Annotated in this window: 16 protein-coding genes; 10 read left to right on the top strand and 6 right to left on the bottom strand. The window is 38.9% G+C overall.

The annotated features are described in order from the left end of the window. Positions 1-1,376: 1,376 nt before the first annotated feature. The 5 genes from H4J65_RS11185 to H4J65_RS11205 all read right to left on the bottom strand — a co-directional run bounded on the left by H4J65_RS11185 (position 1,377) and on the right by H4J65_RS11205 (position 6,568). Complete coding sequence (locus H4J65_RS11185; RefSeq protein ID WP_182185235.1) at positions 1,377-2,963, bottom strand: M28 family metallopeptidase; 1,587 nt, start codon at positions 2,961-2,963, stop codon at positions 1,377-1,379. A 494-nt stretch (positions 2,964-3,457) separates the two neighbouring features. Beyond that, positions 3,458-4,360: an FAD:protein FMN transferase gene (locus tag H4J65_RS11190; protein WP_259367595.1), complete on the bottom strand. Its 903-nt coding sequence runs from the start codon at positions 4,358-4,360 to the stop codon at positions 3,458-3,460. A 74-nt stretch (positions 4,361-4,434) separates the two neighbouring features. Next, entirely contained in the window at positions 4,435-5,808 is a 1,374-nt protein-coding gene (locus tag H4J65_RS11195; protein ID WP_182198230.1) for a DUF3570 domain-containing protein, read from the bottom strand. Next, positions 5,799-6,068, bottom strand: coding sequence for a DUF4266 domain-containing protein (locus H4J65_RS11200; RefSeq protein WP_259367596.1), 270 nt, complete (start codon positions 6,066-6,068; stop codon positions 5,799-5,801). Before H4J65_RS11200 ends, H4J65_RS11195 begins: the two co-directional genes overlap by 10 nt. Positions 6,069-6,079: 11 nt before the next feature. Continuing rightward, complete coding sequence (locus H4J65_RS11205) at positions 6,080-6,568, bottom strand: TlpA disulfide reductase family protein (protein ID WP_182185198.1); 489 nt, start codon at positions 6,566-6,568, stop codon at positions 6,080-6,082. Positions 6,569-6,737: 169 nt separating this feature from the next. Here H4J65_RS11205 and H4J65_RS11210 point away from each other — a divergent pair, with 169 nt between their 5' ends. Next, positions 6,738-7,358, top strand: coding sequence for a LysE family translocator (locus tag H4J65_RS11210; protein ID WP_182136331.1), 621 nt, complete (start codon positions 6,738-6,740; stop codon positions 7,356-7,358). A gap of 221 nt (positions 7,359-7,579) precedes the next feature. On the opposite strand, the gene H4J65_RS11215 is transcribed toward H4J65_RS11210, so the two are convergent. Further along, positions 7,580-8,179: a hypothetical protein gene (locus H4J65_RS11215; RefSeq protein WP_182198231.1), complete on the bottom strand. Its 600-nt coding sequence runs from the start codon at positions 8,177-8,179 to the stop codon at positions 7,580-7,582. 703 nt (positions 8,180-8,882) lie between these two features. On the opposite strand from H4J65_RS11215, the gene ccoN reads away from it, so the two are divergent. From ccoN to fnr, 9 genes are all read left to right on the top strand, one after another. Beyond that, positions 8,883-10,304: a cytochrome-c oxidase, cbb3-type subunit I gene (gene ccoN / locus H4J65_RS11220; protein WP_182136329.1), complete on the top strand. Its 1,422-nt coding sequence runs from the start codon at positions 8,883-8,885 to the stop codon at positions 10,302-10,304. A 10-nt stretch (positions 10,305-10,314) separates the two neighbouring features. Continuing rightward, complete coding sequence (ccoO, locus tag H4J65_RS11225; protein WP_182136328.1) at positions 10,315-10,959, top strand: cytochrome-c oxidase, cbb3-type subunit II; 645 nt, start codon at positions 10,315-10,317, stop codon at positions 10,957-10,959. Continuing rightward, positions 10,956-11,162 (top strand): cbb3-type cytochrome c oxidase subunit 3, encoded by a 207-nt coding sequence (locus H4J65_RS11230; protein WP_220461033.1) that lies wholly within the window; start codon positions 10,956-10,958, stop codon positions 11,160-11,162. The genes ccoO and H4J65_RS11230 overlap by 4 nt, the downstream gene beginning before the upstream one ends. Beyond that, positions 11,155-12,138: a cytochrome-c oxidase, cbb3-type subunit III gene (gene ccoP / locus H4J65_RS11235; protein ID WP_182136327.1), complete on the top strand. Its 984-nt coding sequence runs from the start codon at positions 11,155-11,157 to the stop codon at positions 12,136-12,138. Before H4J65_RS11230 ends, ccoP begins: the two co-directional genes overlap by 8 nt. Before the next feature lie 175 nt (positions 12,139-12,313). Beyond that, the gene (locus H4J65_RS11240; protein WP_182198232.1) at positions 12,314-12,814 is read left to right on the top strand and encodes a FixH family protein; all 501 of its coding nucleotides are present in this window, start codon (positions 12,314-12,316) and stop codon (positions 12,812-12,814) included. Between the two features lie 13 nt (positions 12,815-12,827). After that, positions 12,828-15,218 (top strand): heavy metal translocating P-type ATPase, encoded by a 2,391-nt coding sequence (locus tag H4J65_RS11245; protein ID WP_182198233.1) that lies wholly within the window; start codon positions 12,828-12,830, stop codon positions 15,216-15,218. Continuing rightward, positions 15,215-15,460: a cbb3-type cytochrome oxidase assembly protein CcoS gene (ccoS, locus tag H4J65_RS11250; protein WP_182198234.1), complete on the top strand. Its 246-nt coding sequence runs from the start codon at positions 15,215-15,217 to the stop codon at positions 15,458-15,460. The genes H4J65_RS11245 and ccoS overlap by 4 nt, the downstream gene beginning before the upstream one ends. Before the next feature lie 3 nt (positions 15,461-15,463). Next, on the top strand, positions 15,464-16,126 hold the full coding sequence (locus H4J65_RS11255; RefSeq protein ID WP_182198235.1) for a sulfite exporter TauE/SafE family protein: 663 nt from the start codon (positions 15,464-15,466) through the stop codon (positions 16,124-16,126). An 80-nt stretch (positions 16,127-16,206) separates the two neighbouring features. After that, a complete protein-coding gene (fnr, locus tag H4J65_RS11260) occupies positions 16,207-16,926 on the top strand; it encodes a fumarate/nitrate reduction transcriptional regulator Fnr (RefSeq protein WP_182136322.1) in 720 nt (239 codons plus the stop codon). Positions 16,927-17,025 lie beyond the last annotated feature (99 nt).

Consider the following 17,025-nt stretch of genomic DNA (forward strand, 5'->3'; position numbering starts at 1 on the left):
CTTGGCGCTGCAATGAGAAAGTTAGTACAGATTTGTTTTGGGGTGTTAAAGCACCAAAGCGAATACCGATCTCAAGCAATTTAAATGAGTGTTTGAAATCGGTATAGAGAGATGGTATCTACATTAACCCCATATAAAGTTTACGGCTGTTCATCTAGCACTGGGCAATTTTTGGTAATTTTTTTGTAGGTCGGACTTTAGTCCGTCAACCGTTAAGCGAGTGATTAATGCTATAGGCCAAAAAAATCAGCAGCCGGTATTATTTTTCTTAATGGGTCTTAATACAAAAAGCAGTTAAATTTCATTTAACTTGATGGACTAAAGTCCAACCTACATTAACCCCATGTAAAGTTTACGGCTGTTCATCTAGCACTGGTCAATTTTTGGTAATTTTTTTTGTAGGTCGGACTTTAGTCTGACAACCGTTAAGCGAGTGATTAATGCTGTCGGCCAAAAAACATCAGCAGCCGGTATTATTTTTCTTAATTAGTCTTAATTAGTCTTAATACCAAAAGCAGTTAAATTTCATTTAACCTGATGGACTAAAGTCCATCCTACATTAACCCCATGTAAAGTTTACCGGTGTTCATGTAGCACTGGGCAATTTTTGGTAATTTTTTTGTAGGTCGGACTTTAGTCCGACAACCGTTAAGCGAGTGATTAATGCTATAGGCCAAAAAACATCAGCAGCAGGTATTGTTTTTCTTAATTAGTCTTAATACCAAAAGCCGTTAAATTTCATTTAACCTGATGGACTGAAGTCCACCCTACATTAACCCCATATAAAGTTTACGGGTGTTCATGTAGCGCTAGGCAATTTTTTGTAATTTTTTTTTGTAGGTCGGACTTTAGTCCGTCAACCGTTAAGCGAGTGATTAATGCTGTAGGCCAAAAAACATCAGCAGCCGGTATTATTTTTCTTAATGAGTCTTAATACCAAAAGCAGTTAAATTTCATTTAACTTGATGGACTAAAGTCCAACCTACATTAACCCCATATAAAGTTTACGGCTGTTCATCTAGCACTGGGCAATTTTTGGTAATTTTTTTGTAGGTCGGACTTTAGTCCGTCAACCGTTAAGCGAGTGATTAACCTGATGAGTTAATTGCACTTATAGCAGGATATTATTTTTTCGCTCGGCATTTTTAACAAACACAGTTAAATTTCATTTAACTTGATGGACTAAAGTCCACCCTACATTAACCCAGATAAAGTTTACGCGTGTTTATCTGGCGCTTAGCGCTCCGTAATTTTTTTGTAATTTTTTTTTGATTTATATTTAGAAGATTTATTTCAAGAGGGTTTATATAAATTAGCCTATAAAAAAGGGCTAAATTTTCATTTAACCCCTGTATTGATCTTTTAAGCTTAATAACTTATTTCATCATGGCATCGCGAGCGACTTTAAACTCACTGCCTTCACGCCAATTTGGCCAGTCTTTGGTGTTGCTTAACATATAGCCGGTTTCAAAGAAGACTTGCAGCTCTGCGATCATGCCCTGCCAGCCCCAATTCTCATTGTATTCGTCACAGGTTTGGTGATAACACTTAGCGACTAAAGCAGACACTTGCTCACCAATGGCTTTTTGCTCGGCATTCAGCCAAGTAGAGCCACCACCAGCACTTAATGCCGGTACGCCTTTCTTTGCCAAACTAAAGTGGTCTGAACGATAATAGTAGCCACGTTCAGGAGTTTGCTCAGGGGTTAGGATACGGCCTTGGCTTTTAGCCGCTTTTGCTAAATAATCTTCAAGTGCCGACTTACCAAAACCGACGACAGTTAAGTCAGTTTTCAAGCCTGAAATGTCTAAACTGTCCATGTTGATCAAACCTACGACTTTATTTAATGGCATGGTTGGGTGGTTGGCAAAATAACGTGAGCCTAAACGCCCTTGCTCTTCAGCTGTTGCCGCCATAAAGGTTACTGAGCGTTCAGGGGCTTTGTCTAACGCTTTATAGGCTTTAGCAATATGCATTAAACCTGCTGTACCTGTTGCGTTGTCATGTGCTCCATTAAAGTAAAGGGTTTTACCGTCAATAACGGTAGAGCCTAGGTGATCCCAATGTCCCATATAGATCACATGTTCATCAGGGCTAGTGCGACCTGGAATTGTCGCGATAACATTATTAGATACTGAGGCTGTAATAGTATTGTTAACTTTGATGTTAGCCTTTAGTTTAAGTGGTACCGCTTGAAATTCATTCGACAATGCTTGGGCTTTTAAGCTATTAAAATCTAAACCAGCTTTCGCCATTAACTCGTGTGCTTTGTCTGTACTGATCCACATTTCAACATCAACAACGGCTTCATTCACTTCTTTGGCTGGTAGATGGTATTGCGCGCCAGTCCAGCTGCTTTCGATCACATTCCAACCGTAACTAGCAGGCTTGGTTTCATGCACTATAATTGCGCCAGCAGCGCCTTGACGGGCCGCTTCTTCATATTTATAAGTCCAGCGCCCGTAATAGGTCATGGTATTGCCATCAAACAGTGCGGGGTCTTGTGAGGCATAACCTGGGTCGTTAACTAAAACAACAACCGTCTTTCCTTTGACATCAATATTTTTATAATCATTCCATTGATACTCAGGTGCGTTGATGCCATAACCAACGAAAACTAACTCAGAGTTTTCAAGGCTAATTTGTTCACGTGTTTGACGTGAGCTAGCCACATAGTTTTTAGGAAAATCAAAGGCTATATCGGCAATGGTTAAGGTGCCAACTGGCTCACTCACTATACTATTCATAGGTACAGCTTGAAGATAACTGTCGCCATTACCAGGCGTTAAACCTAGTTTTTTGAATCTCGAAATCAACATATTGGTGGTTAATATTTCACCTTCAGTTGATGGTTCACGGCCAGCGAATTTATCTGAAGATAATTTTTTTACATCAGCTTTTATCGCGTTAATATCAAACGATTGATACGCTGCAATGAAATTATCCTGAGCACAAGCACTCATCGACAGTAATAAGGCGCCAGCACCTAGCAGTATTTGCTGACGTTTTTCACGAATATAACTCAACTTAATTCTCCTAAAGTTTATTCACCACAGTTTAAAAGTCATAAAATTAATGGTGAATTTAAATCACCTATCAGACTAACGGTATTCCTCACAAAACGCTAGAAATACCCAATTAATACAAGGTACTTGTTGCCTTAGTCATTAAAAATAAAACTACAGGCTTCAGTTACTCAGCCATGATATCAAACGCGTTAACTAGCTGATTGAATGTAGGAAAGGTAACTTTATTTAGCGGGTGTTTAGCCGGTGTTCAGCAGTTATTTAAGTTGTGGTTATTTACCAACTCAAGGTATTAACCTGCGTGAATGCGGCTTAAACGCCGCTATTTCAAACACGGCTATGGAAGGTTAACTTGATATGTTGTTGGCTTGATAAAGACAGTGGCAAGGAGCAATGAATTTACGCACTATAGGTACTAACTAATAGGGAAGTTAACGAATAGCCCAAAATTTAATTTCTTGCTCGGTCAAAAAATCTTCCGCCTGCGGCCCCTGCATTAAGGCTAATGTGGCTAATATTCCGGCTTGAATACATTGTGGTGCAACTACCGTAATAGAGCGTGGCGCTTGTACAACTGGCCAACCGGTTTTTGCATTTAAAATATGGCTATAACGAACGTTATCTTTGAATAAAAAGCGCTTTGCGTCACCGCTAGTGGCTAATGCACCTTTTAACAAACTCACCACCATAGGCTTGCGTTCAATAAAACCTGGGTGTTCAATGCCTACTTGCCATGGCACATTGGTTTTACGGGGTTTATTAGCGGCTAAATCTCCGCCTAAATTAACCAGTAGCGGCAATTGAGTAAATTCGTTGGCAATGATCATCGCTCTATCTACTGCGTATTCTTTACCAATTCCGCCAAAGTCGATTTCCATATGCTCTGGCATCATGATTTGCTGTTCATCAAAAACAATTTTATGCCAGCCGATGTTTTCTAAGCTTTTTTGTACATCGCTATCATGAGGAATATTGTCGCTACCATCAAATTGCCAAACTTGCCGTAATACCCCAGATGTTATGTCAAAAACACCATCGCTGAGTTGATAACAAGTATCAGCAAAGTTTAATAACAAATAGGTTTCTTGATCTATAGCTAACGCCTGACCGCCACTATTATTTATAGCGGAACAAACGCTGCTGGCTTGATAACGTGAATATTTATCTTCAATGCGCCATACTTCATCAGCAATAAGCTTACCTAAGGTCAATGCAAGCTTATTATCCTTGCTAGCCACGAGTACTTCACAAGGACTGGCCATGGCATCAAAACGCAGACAATGGCCGTCATCAGTTGCTGTTATTTCAACCTGTCTAACCGGCTTTTTCTTCAAGTGGTCTCCAATTTTTTACCGCCATTTTATTTTTTTCAACGCGTCCCTGCGTGTTTAAGCAAAGTTAAGCGAAATTAAAATGAATAGCTAACTTGGGCGATAATCGCCTCTACACTTTCATATAAGTCAACTTCTGCTAGCGCACCCGGTGCTTGATAGCCTGAGTTTTTAGGGTCTTGTCGGTAATACTCTAACCTAAAAGACAAGTCATTACCGTCGCTAAGCTTCATACCGTACTTCACCCCTAAGGTGTATGCGCTCATTTCTCCAATCCGATAATCTGCACTCGCAAATTCTGGAATAGCATTCGATTGTGCTAAAAATGGTTGGTAAAAGTCAGCAGCACTTTGTTGATAAAATCTAAAGTGAGGCTCGATATAACTATTACGAGACAAAGGTATTCTCAACCTTGAATCAATAGTATGAGAGTCTATTGCCCAGTCATCCCACATATAACGATAAGAGATATCAATAACGTTTTGTTCAAAGTGATATTTAGTTTGTGCAAATACACTTTGCTTAACGCGACTGTCAGGACGGTTTTCATAAAGATAGTCTTGCGCAATGCCTTCGCTATTGACCAAACTTAACATTTTAAAAGGGTCGTTTAAATAACCATCAACTTTTGAATAAGAGTAATTAAACTGCGTGATCATGCGACGATTGATAACTTGTGTAAAACCAAACATGATATCTGCCGTAGTTTTGTCGTCACTGTCTGTTCTGCGCGTAGCATTAAAAGCCGTTTTACCCACGCTATTTACTGTCTCATCTTCAGCCTCTTCGTCGTTGCCATATTCGTCGTCATCGTCATAAGCCGAAGGCATTGATGCGAAGGCTAATGGAATACCCCCTTCTGGTTCAAATGTGTCTTGAAAGTAACTTAACCCTACTGAAAATGTTGAGTTTTTGTTATTAAAGTCATACGCAAGGTTGCCATTAACCCCTAGTGATAAATAATCATATTCTTTTGAAATATGAACACCGGCACTACCGGTATAGTTTTCTGCTAATGGCTGAGTCCACTGGGCATTTAGCTGTACGCGAGTATCTTTAAATGTGTCGTCTAACGGGATTTTACCCGCTTGCGTTTGATAACTTCCCTTGCCTGAAGGTCGGGTAAATGTTTGCACATTCGGCTGTGCCGCTGCGCCAGTAGCTGAGGCACCGGTGAGTGAATCTATGGTTAACTTTAGATTCAACACTTCTTCATTTTCAAAAGTTTTTTGAGCGCTTGTAACCGCTTCGGCGGCTGAAACGCGATCGCTTTCACTATAATATAAAAATGCACTCTCAAAATCCCAAGAAGATTCTTGCTGTGCTTTTGCAGGCGTCGTTGTGTCGTCTGCTGCATTGGCAATAACAGGTAATGTGCCTAACAACGCCGAGGTAGCAATAGTCAGTGCTGCCTTAATATTTATTGGCGTCTTTTTGTGATTTAATTGCATCCGCAACCTCCGCCACCAAAACCTTTACCACCACTTGACGCTTCTTTGCTGAAATAGATATGATCATCAAGCGCAGAATCTATCGCTGAAGAGGTTAACGCCATCTCTTCTTTCGCTAATAAATCACGCTCCCATGGCTGTACGCCTAATGATGAACAGCCACTGGCTAAAAAGATTGCCGCTGACAATAACGAACACTTAATTATTTGCGAAGGTAAATCCGCATTAAAGTAATTTTTTTGGACTTCAAATATTTTCATCAATCTACTCCCTATTTAACGGCTAATAACGCCATTAATTGCGTTTCATAAAGCTTTACTTTTTTAGTAAAAAACCCTGTGTGTGCCTGCTGCACGTTACCCTGTTTGTCAATTAATAAGCTACTTGGCATGCCTTGAATATTAAATTGTTGCGCGATGTCACCTTCGGGATCATAGATAACTAAGAAGTTTGCCGGGTTTTCTAGCAAAAATTCTGTTGCTAATGTTTTATCGGCATCAAGATTGACACTAATGATGACAAAGCCTTGATCACGATATTTTTGCTGCATGTCGTTCATCCAAGGAAATGACTTACGACATGGCCCGCACCAAGAAGCCCAGAAATCAAGATAGACAACTTGTCCTCGGTGTTCGGCTAAGGTCTGCTGCAACTTAGTTTCGGGTATCGACATCGCTTGAGTATTTTTAACCAACAACAAGGAGAGTAATAACGCCAATACAGTAAAGGTGTTAATTAATTTTGGTAAAATTTTTGGCATAAACAGTAAAATTCATTAGTCTAGTTTTAGTGCCTTAACCTTATTTGATTTTTCTTAAGAAATCCTTAAGGTTTAATAAAAACATTGGATATAAATTTTCTCTAATGAGCCAAGTTACGTTATTATCGCTGACATATTTACTTATCCTTTTTTACTGGAAATTTTCACCTTGATTGATATCACCCTGCTCAGTTTATTTATCCCAACATTTTTTATTGTTAGCTTAACGCCAGGTATGTGTATGACATTAGCCATGAGCTTAGGGATTACCATCGGGGTGAGAAAAACATTATGGATGATGTATGGGGAGTTATTAGGTGTTGCTACCGTAGCTGTTGCCTCTGTATTAGGTGTTGCCACAATAATGACTAAGTTCCCAGAACTATTTCAAGCGTTTAAAATAATTGGGGCATTATATTTATTATATGTTGGTATTAATATGTGCCGAGCTAAAGGCAAACTTTTGACCAATTCAAATCAACACCAACAAGTCATTAAAAAGCGCAGCTTATTTCAACAAGGATTTTTTACTGCCATAGCCAATCCAAAAGGTTGGGCATTTATGATTTCGCTATTACCCCCTTTTATTAGCCAAACCCTGCCATTGGCACCACAATTAAGCATTTTAGTGGCGGTAATATTAATATCAGAATTTGTTTGTATGACCCTATACGCCACTGGTGGAAAAACTATTGGTAAGCTATTAACCCAAAGAAACAATGTACAACTGCTTAATAGAATATCAGGCAGTTTAATGATATTAGTGGCTATTTGGCTAGCAATTAGCTGATAGTAAGTTAAACTAAGCTTTTGCACTTAACAGTGGTACAAGGCTTATGATTCTGGTATGAATGCACTGGCAAATGTTTAAAGTGGATGACTAGCTAATGATGATTTTTAGTGCCATAGACTAATTTTATTAAGTTATTGCCACCGGTGATTTGACCCTGTAACAAAATCTGCGTGCAACAAGATCACCCACTAAATAAAACTCATATGATTGTAATGTTTTTAACTTCGGTAACTTGCCACAGTTAACATTTTTGTATAGGTTTTTTGTTCAACTGTGGTGAAGGTTAACCATATGCGCCATGTCATCTCCTCGGCGGAACAACTGCCGACGAGTACCTCGGCTTGAAATACTTGTTTACTCGCTGTTTCACTCTCAATTGTACTCTCAAATGTACTCTCAAATTCACTCTCTATCTTTAACTGAGTTATATTGATTTGATCTGGTTTTACATTATCTAACTTTTTGTTATTCATTCTATTGTTTGGAAAATCCTCTTCAATAAACAAAGGTATTTTCCCCATATACATGTTAACACCTTCAAGATAACCACTAACGCTGGTCAGTGCTGGTGTACCTTGATAATTCAGCACCATATTAAATGCCTGCTCAGCAACTATTCTATCAACAGTAAATAGGACTTGAACTTGCCCTCCAGCTAAGTCGAATTGACATTGGCTTTGCTGAGCAATGCACTGTGCAGTGCGCAAGTTCTGAACATCCACTGTTGGGTTAACCTTATCTTGGGGACTACAAGCGGTTAATAGAATGGCTGACAATGTTAATAAAATGTCTTGCGCTAATTTTTTGGAAATATTCATGACATGCTATAAAAGAAAGATATTTGTCGCTCATGATACACAAACCTTGGTGATATTTATCACTTTTTTATTGGCTTTTATTTAATGCGTTATAGCAGGTTTTCAACAAAAAACGCAGAGTTAGCTTTTGCTATGATCTTACACAAGATTACCCTCGTAATGCTTAGTAATTAAAGTCAGGTCACGGCAAAATAACAACATGGACTGACCTGTTATTAAAGTACCTTGGTATTAAAGTGCCTTGGTGATTTTTTTAGTTTTAAACAGAAAATGTTCAGCGAGATACTCCCTAAATTTAACACAGTATCTAGTGTTAAATAGTTTAAAAAGCGTATCATGTAGTTAGCTCGATAATGTTTGCCAACGTATTTGCCAAATATTATTGAGTTGCCATCATTTATCTTTAATTTAATCGTGCAAATATTAACCATAGCTTGATTCACTTTTTCCGCTAAATTAGCCCATTTTAAATGGTCTTCTTTTTCTAATAAAAAAACGAGTAAAAAAATTAATCAGCACTTGCTTATTAACTTATTGAACAATATTGCAGCAACAGAATTTTTTTGTTGATTTAAATCAAGATTTACGGTTGATTTATGGCATAGGCGAAAGGTAAAATTACGTAGCTTCTCAGCATTTTTCATGAAAAAGTTTATTTTTTACAGAAAATTGCAAAATTTAACTTAGTAACGGAACAATAAAAATGACAACAACGCTTGAACATCCGGCATATAACTTCAATGTGGTGCGTCAATTCACCGTAATGACAGTTATTTGGGGGATCTTTGGTACTGCATTAGGTGTACTTATTGCCGCGCAATTAATTTGGCCGGCACTAAATTTTGAAACACCTTGGCTAACCTATTCTCGTCTTCGTCCACTGCATACCAATGTGGTAATTTTTGCTTTTGGCACCAGTGCACTCTTCGCTACTTCATATTATGTTGTTCAGCGCACCTGTAAATCAGTTTTGTTTGGTGGCAAATTAGTCGCCTTTACCTTTTGGGGCTGGCAAGCGGTTATCGTGCTTGCCATTATCACTTTACCTATGGGTTACACTTCAAGTAAGGAGTATGCCGAATTAGAATGGCCGATTGACATTTTAATTGCTGTGGTTTGGATCAGTTACGCCATTGTGTTTTTTGGCACCTTAGTCAAACGTAATACATCTCACATCTATGTTGCAAACTGGTTTTTTGGTGGTTTCATTCTCACTGTAGCCGTTTTACACATCGGAAATAGCATGGTTATTCCGGTGTCGATGTTTAAGTCCTACTCAATATATTCTGGCGCTATCGATGCCATGATGCAGTGGTGGTATGGACACAATGCCGTAGGCTTCTTACTAACGGCTGGTTTCTTGGGTATGATGTATTACTTCGTACCGAAACAAGCTGAACGTCCGGTTTATTCTTACCGTTTATCAATTGTTCATTTTTGGGCATTAATTTCATTGTACATTTGGGCCGGTCCTCATCACTTACATTACACTGCACTACCTGATTGGGCTCAGTCAGTAGGTATGGTGATGTCAATCGTATTATTCTTACCTTCTTGGGGTGGTATGATTAACGGTATTATGACGCTTTCTGGTGCGTGGCATAAACTTCGCTACGACCCAATTTTGCGCTTCTTAATTGTTTCATTATCCTTTTACGGTATGTCTACCTTTGAAGGCCCTATGATGGCGATTAAATCGGTGAATGCATTATCTCATTACACAGATTGGACTATAGGTCATGTACATTCAGGTGCTTTAGGCTGGGTTGCTATGGTGACAATTGGTGCTATGTATCACTTAATACCTGTGTTATTTAATCAAGGTCGTATGTACAGCACTAGGTTGATAAACGTGCATTTCTGGTTACACACATCAGGTATCGTTTTGTACATAGTCGCTATGTGGATTTCGGGTGTCATGCAAGGGTTAATGTGGAGAGCTGTTAATACTGATGGAACATTAACTTACAGCTTTGTTGAAAGTTTAGTTGCCTCTAAACCCTTCTACTTTATGCGTTTTGTTGGTGGTGTATTGGTTGTTATTGGTTTCTTATTGATGGCTTATAACATGTACAAAACAGTCTATGCTAAAGACAATAGTCTTAAGCCACTTGAAATAAGCTAGGGAGCCGACAATGAAAAATAAACATGAAAAGTTTGAAAAAAATGTTGGTCTGTTTGCTATCTTTACTATTCTTGCAATCAGCATTGGTGGTTTAGTTGAAATTACACCTTTGTTCTTTCAAAAAGCCACCACAACACCGGTTGATAACCTAAGACCTTATACCGCTTTAGAGATGGAAGGTCGTGACATTTATATTCGCGAAGGTTGCAATGTTTGTCACAGCCAAATGATCCGCCCTTTTCGTGCTGAAACAGAGCGTTACGGTCACTACTCTGTTGCTGGTGAAGGTGTATGGGAACATCCATTTTTATGGGGTTCTAAACGAACAGGCCCTGATTTAGCCCGTGTTGGTGGTCGTTACAGCGACGATTGGCATCTTGCGCATTTACTTGACCCTCGTTCAGTTGTACCTGAGTCAAATATGCCTTCGTTTAAATGGTTAGCTGAGACTAAGCTTGACGGCGAATTAACGGAGAAGAAATTATCAACATTTAATTTCTTAACCCGTAATCGTAGCCATAAAGACGAGCAAGGTAATGCTATTCCGCTTTACTCTGAAACTGAACTGGCTAATGCAAAAAATGCAGTTGCAGGTAAAACAGAGATGACGGCATTAATTGCCTATTTACAATCTCTAGGTCATGCGCTGAAATGATAACTATAGACTACGGCACGCTTAGAGGGCTAGTTGCCCTATTAATATTGGCATTATTTATTGTCATTGTGGTTTGGTCGTATTCAAAAAAACGCAAATCAGCGTTTGATGAAGCGGCAAATTCAATTTTTGAAGAAGATACTGAAACTGAATTAAAGCACTCTGACAAAAATAACAAACAGGAGACTAATAACAATGTCTAGCTTCTGGAGTATTTGGATTACCGTTCTTACCTTGGGTACATTAGTGGGTTGTTATCTACTATTGAACTATTGTTTAAAGAACTTTGCAGGTGTTGAAGAAGGTGAGCCTACGGGTCATGTCTTTGACGGTATTGAAGAATTGAACAACCCATTACCGAAATGGTGGAGTACTTTCTTCTTATTAACCATTATCTGGGGTTTTGGCTATTTACTGCTTTATCCAGGTTTAGGTAACTTTCAAGGCCTATTAGGTTGGAAGAGTTCTAACCAAGGCATTTTAAATTTATCAGAATCTAAAGCAAGTATTGCTAATGCGAAAGCAGCGGGCATGTTAGTACAGTACGACCGAGAAGTTGCTGCTGCCGGTGAAAAGTATGGCCCTATTTTTGATGCCTATGCAGAGCGTAAAATTATTGACTTAGCAACCGCTAATGATGATGAAGCAACCTCTGCACGTAAAGTCGGACAACGCTTGTATTTACAAAACTGTTCTCAGTGTCATGGTTCTGATGCACGTGGTGCTACTGGTTTTCCTAATCTAGCTGATAAAGATTGGTTATACGGTGGTTCACCTGAAATGATCAAAGCGACTCTTATCCATGGTCGTAAGGCAAATGGCATGATAGCTTGGAGTGCAGCATTAGGCGGCGAACAAGGTGTTAAAGAAGTTACCGCCTATGTCTTGAGTTTAAGTGGTCGTGAAGTTGACACCAAAGCAGCAGAAGCGGGTAAAGTTAAATTTGCCATGTGTGCGGCTTGTCACGGTAGCGAAGGCAAAGGTAGTGATGCAATGGGTATTGCATTAGGTGCGCCTAACTTAACAGATAATATTTGGTTATATGGTGGTTCGCCACGTGCTGTTGAAATGTCAATTGCTAATGGTCGTGCTGGCGTAATGCCGGCTTGGGATAAAATCCTAGGTGAACAAAAAATTCACGTCATCAGTGCCTATATTTATAGCTTATCGCACGAGTAAAAATTAAAATAATCATTAAATACAAAGCCTTGGAACTGTAATGTACTAAGGCTTTTTTATTTAAAAAAGAGTAAAGTTCACTAAATTAGCGTTTTTTAATAGTTAACACTTTTTAATAGTTAGCACTTAAGAATAGTCGTATAATACTCATTCTCTCAGCAAAGAAGAAATTTTCATGAAAACATCTTGGTACCGAGAACCTTGGGCATGGTTTGTATTTATATTGCCTTTTACCGCGGTAGTTGCCGGCATTGCCACCTTCATTATTGCCAATACTAATCCTGACACTCTGGTCGTTGGAGATTATTATAAAAAAGGTAAAGCGATTAACCTTGAATTGGGTAAAATTAAACAAGCGCAAAAGCTTGGGATGAGCTTTGGTTTAAAACTTGTTGACGATCAGCTTATTATTCGCCCAACGGGTATTGAAAAAGAATTTCCCTTACTTAATGTCAATTTTTATCACCCAACCCTAGCGGATAGAGATTTTTCTTTGGTATTAACACCTGATGGCAACGGTAACTTTACCCATATTTTTGAAGCTGATAAAAATGTGGCTGGTAAATGGCAGGTAACCATCACTCCGTTTGAAAATCACTGGAAAATTCAAGCTGTGATCACCCTACCTCAATCCGATTTTATTGCGATAGCACCGGACACAGCCCAAGCAAATTAATGAGCCAAGCTTAATGAACCTAGACTGTTTTCATTGCGGTGAGCCCGTACCCAATGGCATTAATTTAACCACGAGTATTGAAAATATTAATCAACCTATGTGCTGCATAGGTTGCCAAGCGGTAGCACAAACGATTGTTGACAACAATTTAACTGACTATTACCGTTTTCGCAGTGCGCCAGCACAAAAAGGCGAAGTATTAATACCTGAACAACTGCAACGCAATAAAATTCTGGATGATGAAAGCTTACAAAACGAGTTTGCTTATTATCATGATGGTTTTAAAGAAACTATATTAACCATTGAAGGTATAAGTTGTTCAGCATGTGCTTGGTTAATAGAAATGCAAATCAGAAAACTCGCTGGCGTTAATAACATTAATGTTAACGCCACGACACAAAGAGCAACAGTCCAGTGGCAAGAAAACCAAGTAAAACTCAGTGAAATACTGAGTTTAATTGATAAAATTGGTTATCACGCTCTCCCCTTTAAAGCCAGTACAGCTGAAAAGGCCAATAAAAAACAAGCAAAAAACTTTATTAAACGCTTAGGCATTTCAGGCATTTTAATGATGCAAGTCATGATGATCGCGTTTGGTTTATACTTTGGTGCTTTTGCCGATATGGCTGAGTACAATATACAGTATTTGCGCTGGGCCAGCCTTTTCTTAACCCTACCCATTGTTAGCTATGGCGCCTTTCCGTTTTATAAAAGTGCTTTTTTTGCCTTGAAAGCGCGACAACTTTCAATGGATGTACCTGTCTCTATTGCGATTAGCCTGGCTTTTCTTGCTAGCGTTTGGGCTACATTTACCCAACAAGGTGAAGTGTATTTCGAGTCTGTTTCCATGTTTACCTTTTTATTGCTGATTGGTAAGTTTCTAGAGTTTAGGGCCCGCAGCCGCGCTGCTGACATCTCGGCAAATTTATTAAAATTAATGCCGATGACCGCCACTAAAATTGAACAGGGCATTGAACGCTTTATCTCAGCAACACATTTAAAAGCCGATGATATTATTTTAATAAAGCCCGGTGAAACCATACCCGCAGATTGCGAAATAATAACCGGCACTAGCCAAATCAATGAAGCCATGCTCTCTGGTGAGCAACTGCCATTGCATAAAACAACGCTAGATAATCTTTATGCCGGTACCATAAATGGTGATGGTAATTTAACAGCAAAAGTTAGCCACAGTAACCAAGAATCATTTTTAAGCCAATTAATTCGCTTAAGTGAAAGTGCCCAAAGCCATAAACCTAAATTGGCGCAATTGTCCGATAAAATAGCCCAATATTTTGTTGCTCTTATCCTAGTTGTTGCCATTGCTACCGCAATATATTGGTCTCAACATCAACCCGCAGAAGCATTTTGGATCACCTTATCTGTTTTAGTGGTAACTTGTCCCTGTGCTCTGTCATTAGCAACACCTACGGCATTAACTTGTGCAACCACTCGCCTTAACCGTGAAGGGATCATGATTAAATCAGCACATGTGCTAGAAACTATGCCTGAAATTGAGGTGATGGCTTTTGATAAAACCGGCACCTTAACGACGGGTGAATTTACCATTACAGCAGTCAAAACTTATGGCGCATTTGCAGATAAAAACACTCCATATGGGCAACAACAAGTGTTGGCTATTGCGGCGGCGTTAGAGGCACACTCTGCTCACCCCCTAGCAAAAGCCTTTAGCCAGTTTCGTGATTTTAGCCAAACAGCAACTCAAGTGGTGGTTGCGCCAGGTGCTGGTATTTCTGGTGAGGTTAATAATCAGCATTACAGAATTGGTAAAAACTCATGGCTGCTCAGTCATAATGACAACAGTGCGCAGTGCGTATTAATGCAAGATGATAACTTAGTTGCTGAATTTTATTTACATGATGGTCTGCGTGAAGATGCCAAGGCATTAATTGATTTTTTACATCATGAAAACATTAAAACTGTCATGTTATCGGGTGATCATCAACAAGGCTGTGATAAATTACAAGCAAAGCTGCACCTTAATAGCGTACAAGCAGATTTGTCTGCACAAGACAAAGTCAACGCGATTAAACTACAGCAAGCCTCGCATGCTGTAGCTATGATAGGTGATGGCGTAAACGATACCCCAGTATTGGGCGCGGCGCATTTGTCCATTGCCATGGGCAGTGGTACTGATATTGCTAAAAGCGGTGCGGATGTGATATTACTGAACAATAAACTCAAAGGTGTGCAAACACTGCGACAGGTATCGTTAAATACTGCGCGAATTATAAAGCAAAATTACCTTTGGGCTTTTAGTTATAATGCCATTGTATTGCCATTAGCGGTTATGGGCTATATAGCGCCATATATGGCAGTCATTGGCATGTCGGCCAGTTCAATACTAGTGGTAAGTAATTCTTTAAGGTTATTAAAAAAATGAGTGTGATATACGTATTAATTCCCATTGCTATTTTACTTACCGCTATTGGTATTTATCTCTTTTTTTGGGCGGTAAAAACTGAGCAATTTGATGATTTAGAAAAGCAAGGCATGAGCATTTTATTTGAAGATGATCATGATAAAAAAAGCATCCATCAAAGCAATAATGCTACGCCAATAACAACACAGATAGACAAAACAAACACCTCACAAGAGCAAGCAGACGCAAAGGTCAAAAAATAGTTTATGAGCCTTGATTTTTTCTCCGCATTTATCATCGGATTATTAGGCTCAGGCCATTGTATAGTGATGTGTGGTGGTATTAGCACCATGCTGACGACGGCGATTTCTGATACCTCTCGTCATAAAAAATACGCCATTATATTGGCCTATAACTTGGGTCGTATCGCCTCTTATAGTCTTATTGGCGCTCTTGTCGCATTCACTAGCTCAATGGCGACCAAAAATATCGGATTACCTGTTTCGTTGTTAAAAACTATTGCGGGTGTTTTTCTTATCTTATTAGGTTTGTATTTAGGCCAGTGGTTTATGTGGTTAAGCCGCGTCGAACATTTAGGTAAAAATATTTGGCGCTACATAGCACCACAGACTAAAAAATTTATTCCCATTAAAAACGTACAAAGTGCTTTCGCTTTAGGCGCACTATGGGGCTGGTTACCTTGTGGCTTGGTATATTCTACACTAACTTGGGCATTGGCTAGTGCCGATGCCCTTGATGGTGCCTTGATCATGTTTTTCTTTGGACTAGGCACCTTGCCTGCCTTACTTTCAGTATCACTAGGCACCATAAGTATTAAATCATTATTGAGTCATACACTATTTAGAAAGATAGCAGCCAGCTTAGTGATTTCATACGGCATCTATACTATACTTATTTTATATATATAAAGTGCCTGATATGGACATTATATATATAAAAAATCATGGAAAAATTCATGCGTACATCATGAAAAATTTTAAAGGATATTATGAGTTATAAATCATGCACTATTCATCAACATATTCACTGCCAAAACTGTAGTCTTAGTGAATTATGCTTACCCTTTTCTCTCAATGATAAAGAGTTAGAAACGTTAGATAATATTATCGACCGTAAGCTGCCGATCCATAAAGGTGAGCAAATATTTAACGACGGTCAACCCATGCATGCGCTTTACGCCATACGTTCGGGCACATTTAAAACCTACACCATTAGTAAACACGGTGAAGAACAAATTACTGGTTTTCATTTAGCGGGTGATTTGCTTGGCTTTGATGCTATTGCCAATGCTCAACATCCAAGTTTCGCTAAAGCGCTAGAAACCTCAATGGTTTGTGAGATCCCTTACAATACGCTCGATAATTTATCGAACAGCATGCCAAAATTAAAAAAACAAATTTTACGTATGATGAGTACTGAGATCCGTGAAGATCAAGAAATGCTAACATTACTTAATCGTAAAAATGCCGAGCAACGACTAGCAACATTTATCAGTACCTTAAGTATTCGTTACCATGCCCGTGGTTTATCTCCATCTGAGTTTCGTTTATCTATGACCCGCAGTGATATTGGTAACTATATTGGTTTAACGGTTGAAACCATCAGCCGTTTGCTTAACCGCTTTCATAAAAATGGTTTAATTGCCGTTGATGGTAAACTCATTACTATTTTAAGTTTCGACAAATTAAACGCATGCGCCGCACTTTAATGTCACGCTAACACCTGCTTTTCTACATTGCCTTATTAAGGTATTTCACGCTATGCTTAGCGTGAAATATTATTTATCACCGATAGCATAATAATTTGA

Origin of the sequence: Colwellia sp. MB02u-9, assembly GCF_014077085.1 — a bacterium.
GTDB lineage: Bacteria > Pseudomonadota > Gammaproteobacteria > Enterobacterales > Alteromonadaceae > Cognaticolwellia.

Coding starts and splice junctions, on each gene's coding strand:
- H4J65_RS11200 (WP_259367596.1), bottom strand. CDS start 6,068: ATGAAAATATTTGAAGTCCAAAAAAATTACTTTAATGCGGATTTACCT.
- H4J65_RS11255 (WP_182198235.1), top strand. CDS start 15,464: ATGAGCCTTGATTTTTTCTCCGCATTTATCATCGGATTATTAGGCTCA.
- H4J65_RS11205 (WP_182185198.1), bottom strand. CDS start 6,568: ATGCCAAAAATTTTACCAAAATTAATTAACACCTTTACTGTATTGGCG.
- H4J65_RS11185 (WP_182185235.1), bottom strand. CDS start 2,963: ATGAGTGCTTGTGCTCAGGATAATTTCATTGCAGCGTATCAATCGTTT.
- H4J65_RS11240 (WP_182198232.1), top strand. CDS start 12,314: ATGAAAACATCTTGGTACCGAGAACCTTGGGCATGGTTTGTATTTATA.
- ccoN (WP_182136329.1), top strand. CDS start 8,883: ATGACAACAACGCTTGAACATCCGGCATATAACTTCAATGTGGTGCGT.
- H4J65_RS11195 (WP_182198230.1), bottom strand. CDS start 5,808: ATGCAATTAAATCACAAAAAGACGCCAATAAATATTAAGGCAGCACTG.
- ccoO (WP_182136328.1), top strand. CDS start 10,315: ATGAAAAATAAACATGAAAAGTTTGAAAAAAATGTTGGTCTGTTTGCT.
- fnr (WP_182136322.1), top strand. CDS start 16,207: ATGAGTTATAAATCATGCACTATTCATCAACATATTCACTGCCAAAAC.
- ccoS (WP_182198234.1), top strand. CDS start 15,215: ATGAGTGTGATATACGTATTAATTCCCATTGCTATTTTACTTACCGCT.
- H4J65_RS11245 (WP_182198233.1), top strand. CDS start 12,828: ATGAACCTAGACTGTTTTCATTGCGGTGAGCCCGTACCCAATGGCATT.
- ccoP (WP_182136327.1), top strand. CDS start 11,155: ATGTCTAGCTTCTGGAGTATTTGGATTACCGTTCTTACCTTGGGTACA.
- H4J65_RS11230 (WP_220461033.1), top strand. CDS start 10,956: ATGATAACTATAGACTACGGCACGCTTAGAGGGCTAGTTGCCCTATTA.
- H4J65_RS11215 (WP_182198231.1), bottom strand. CDS start 8,179: ATGAATATTTCCAAAAAATTAGCGCAAGACATTTTATTAACATTGTCA.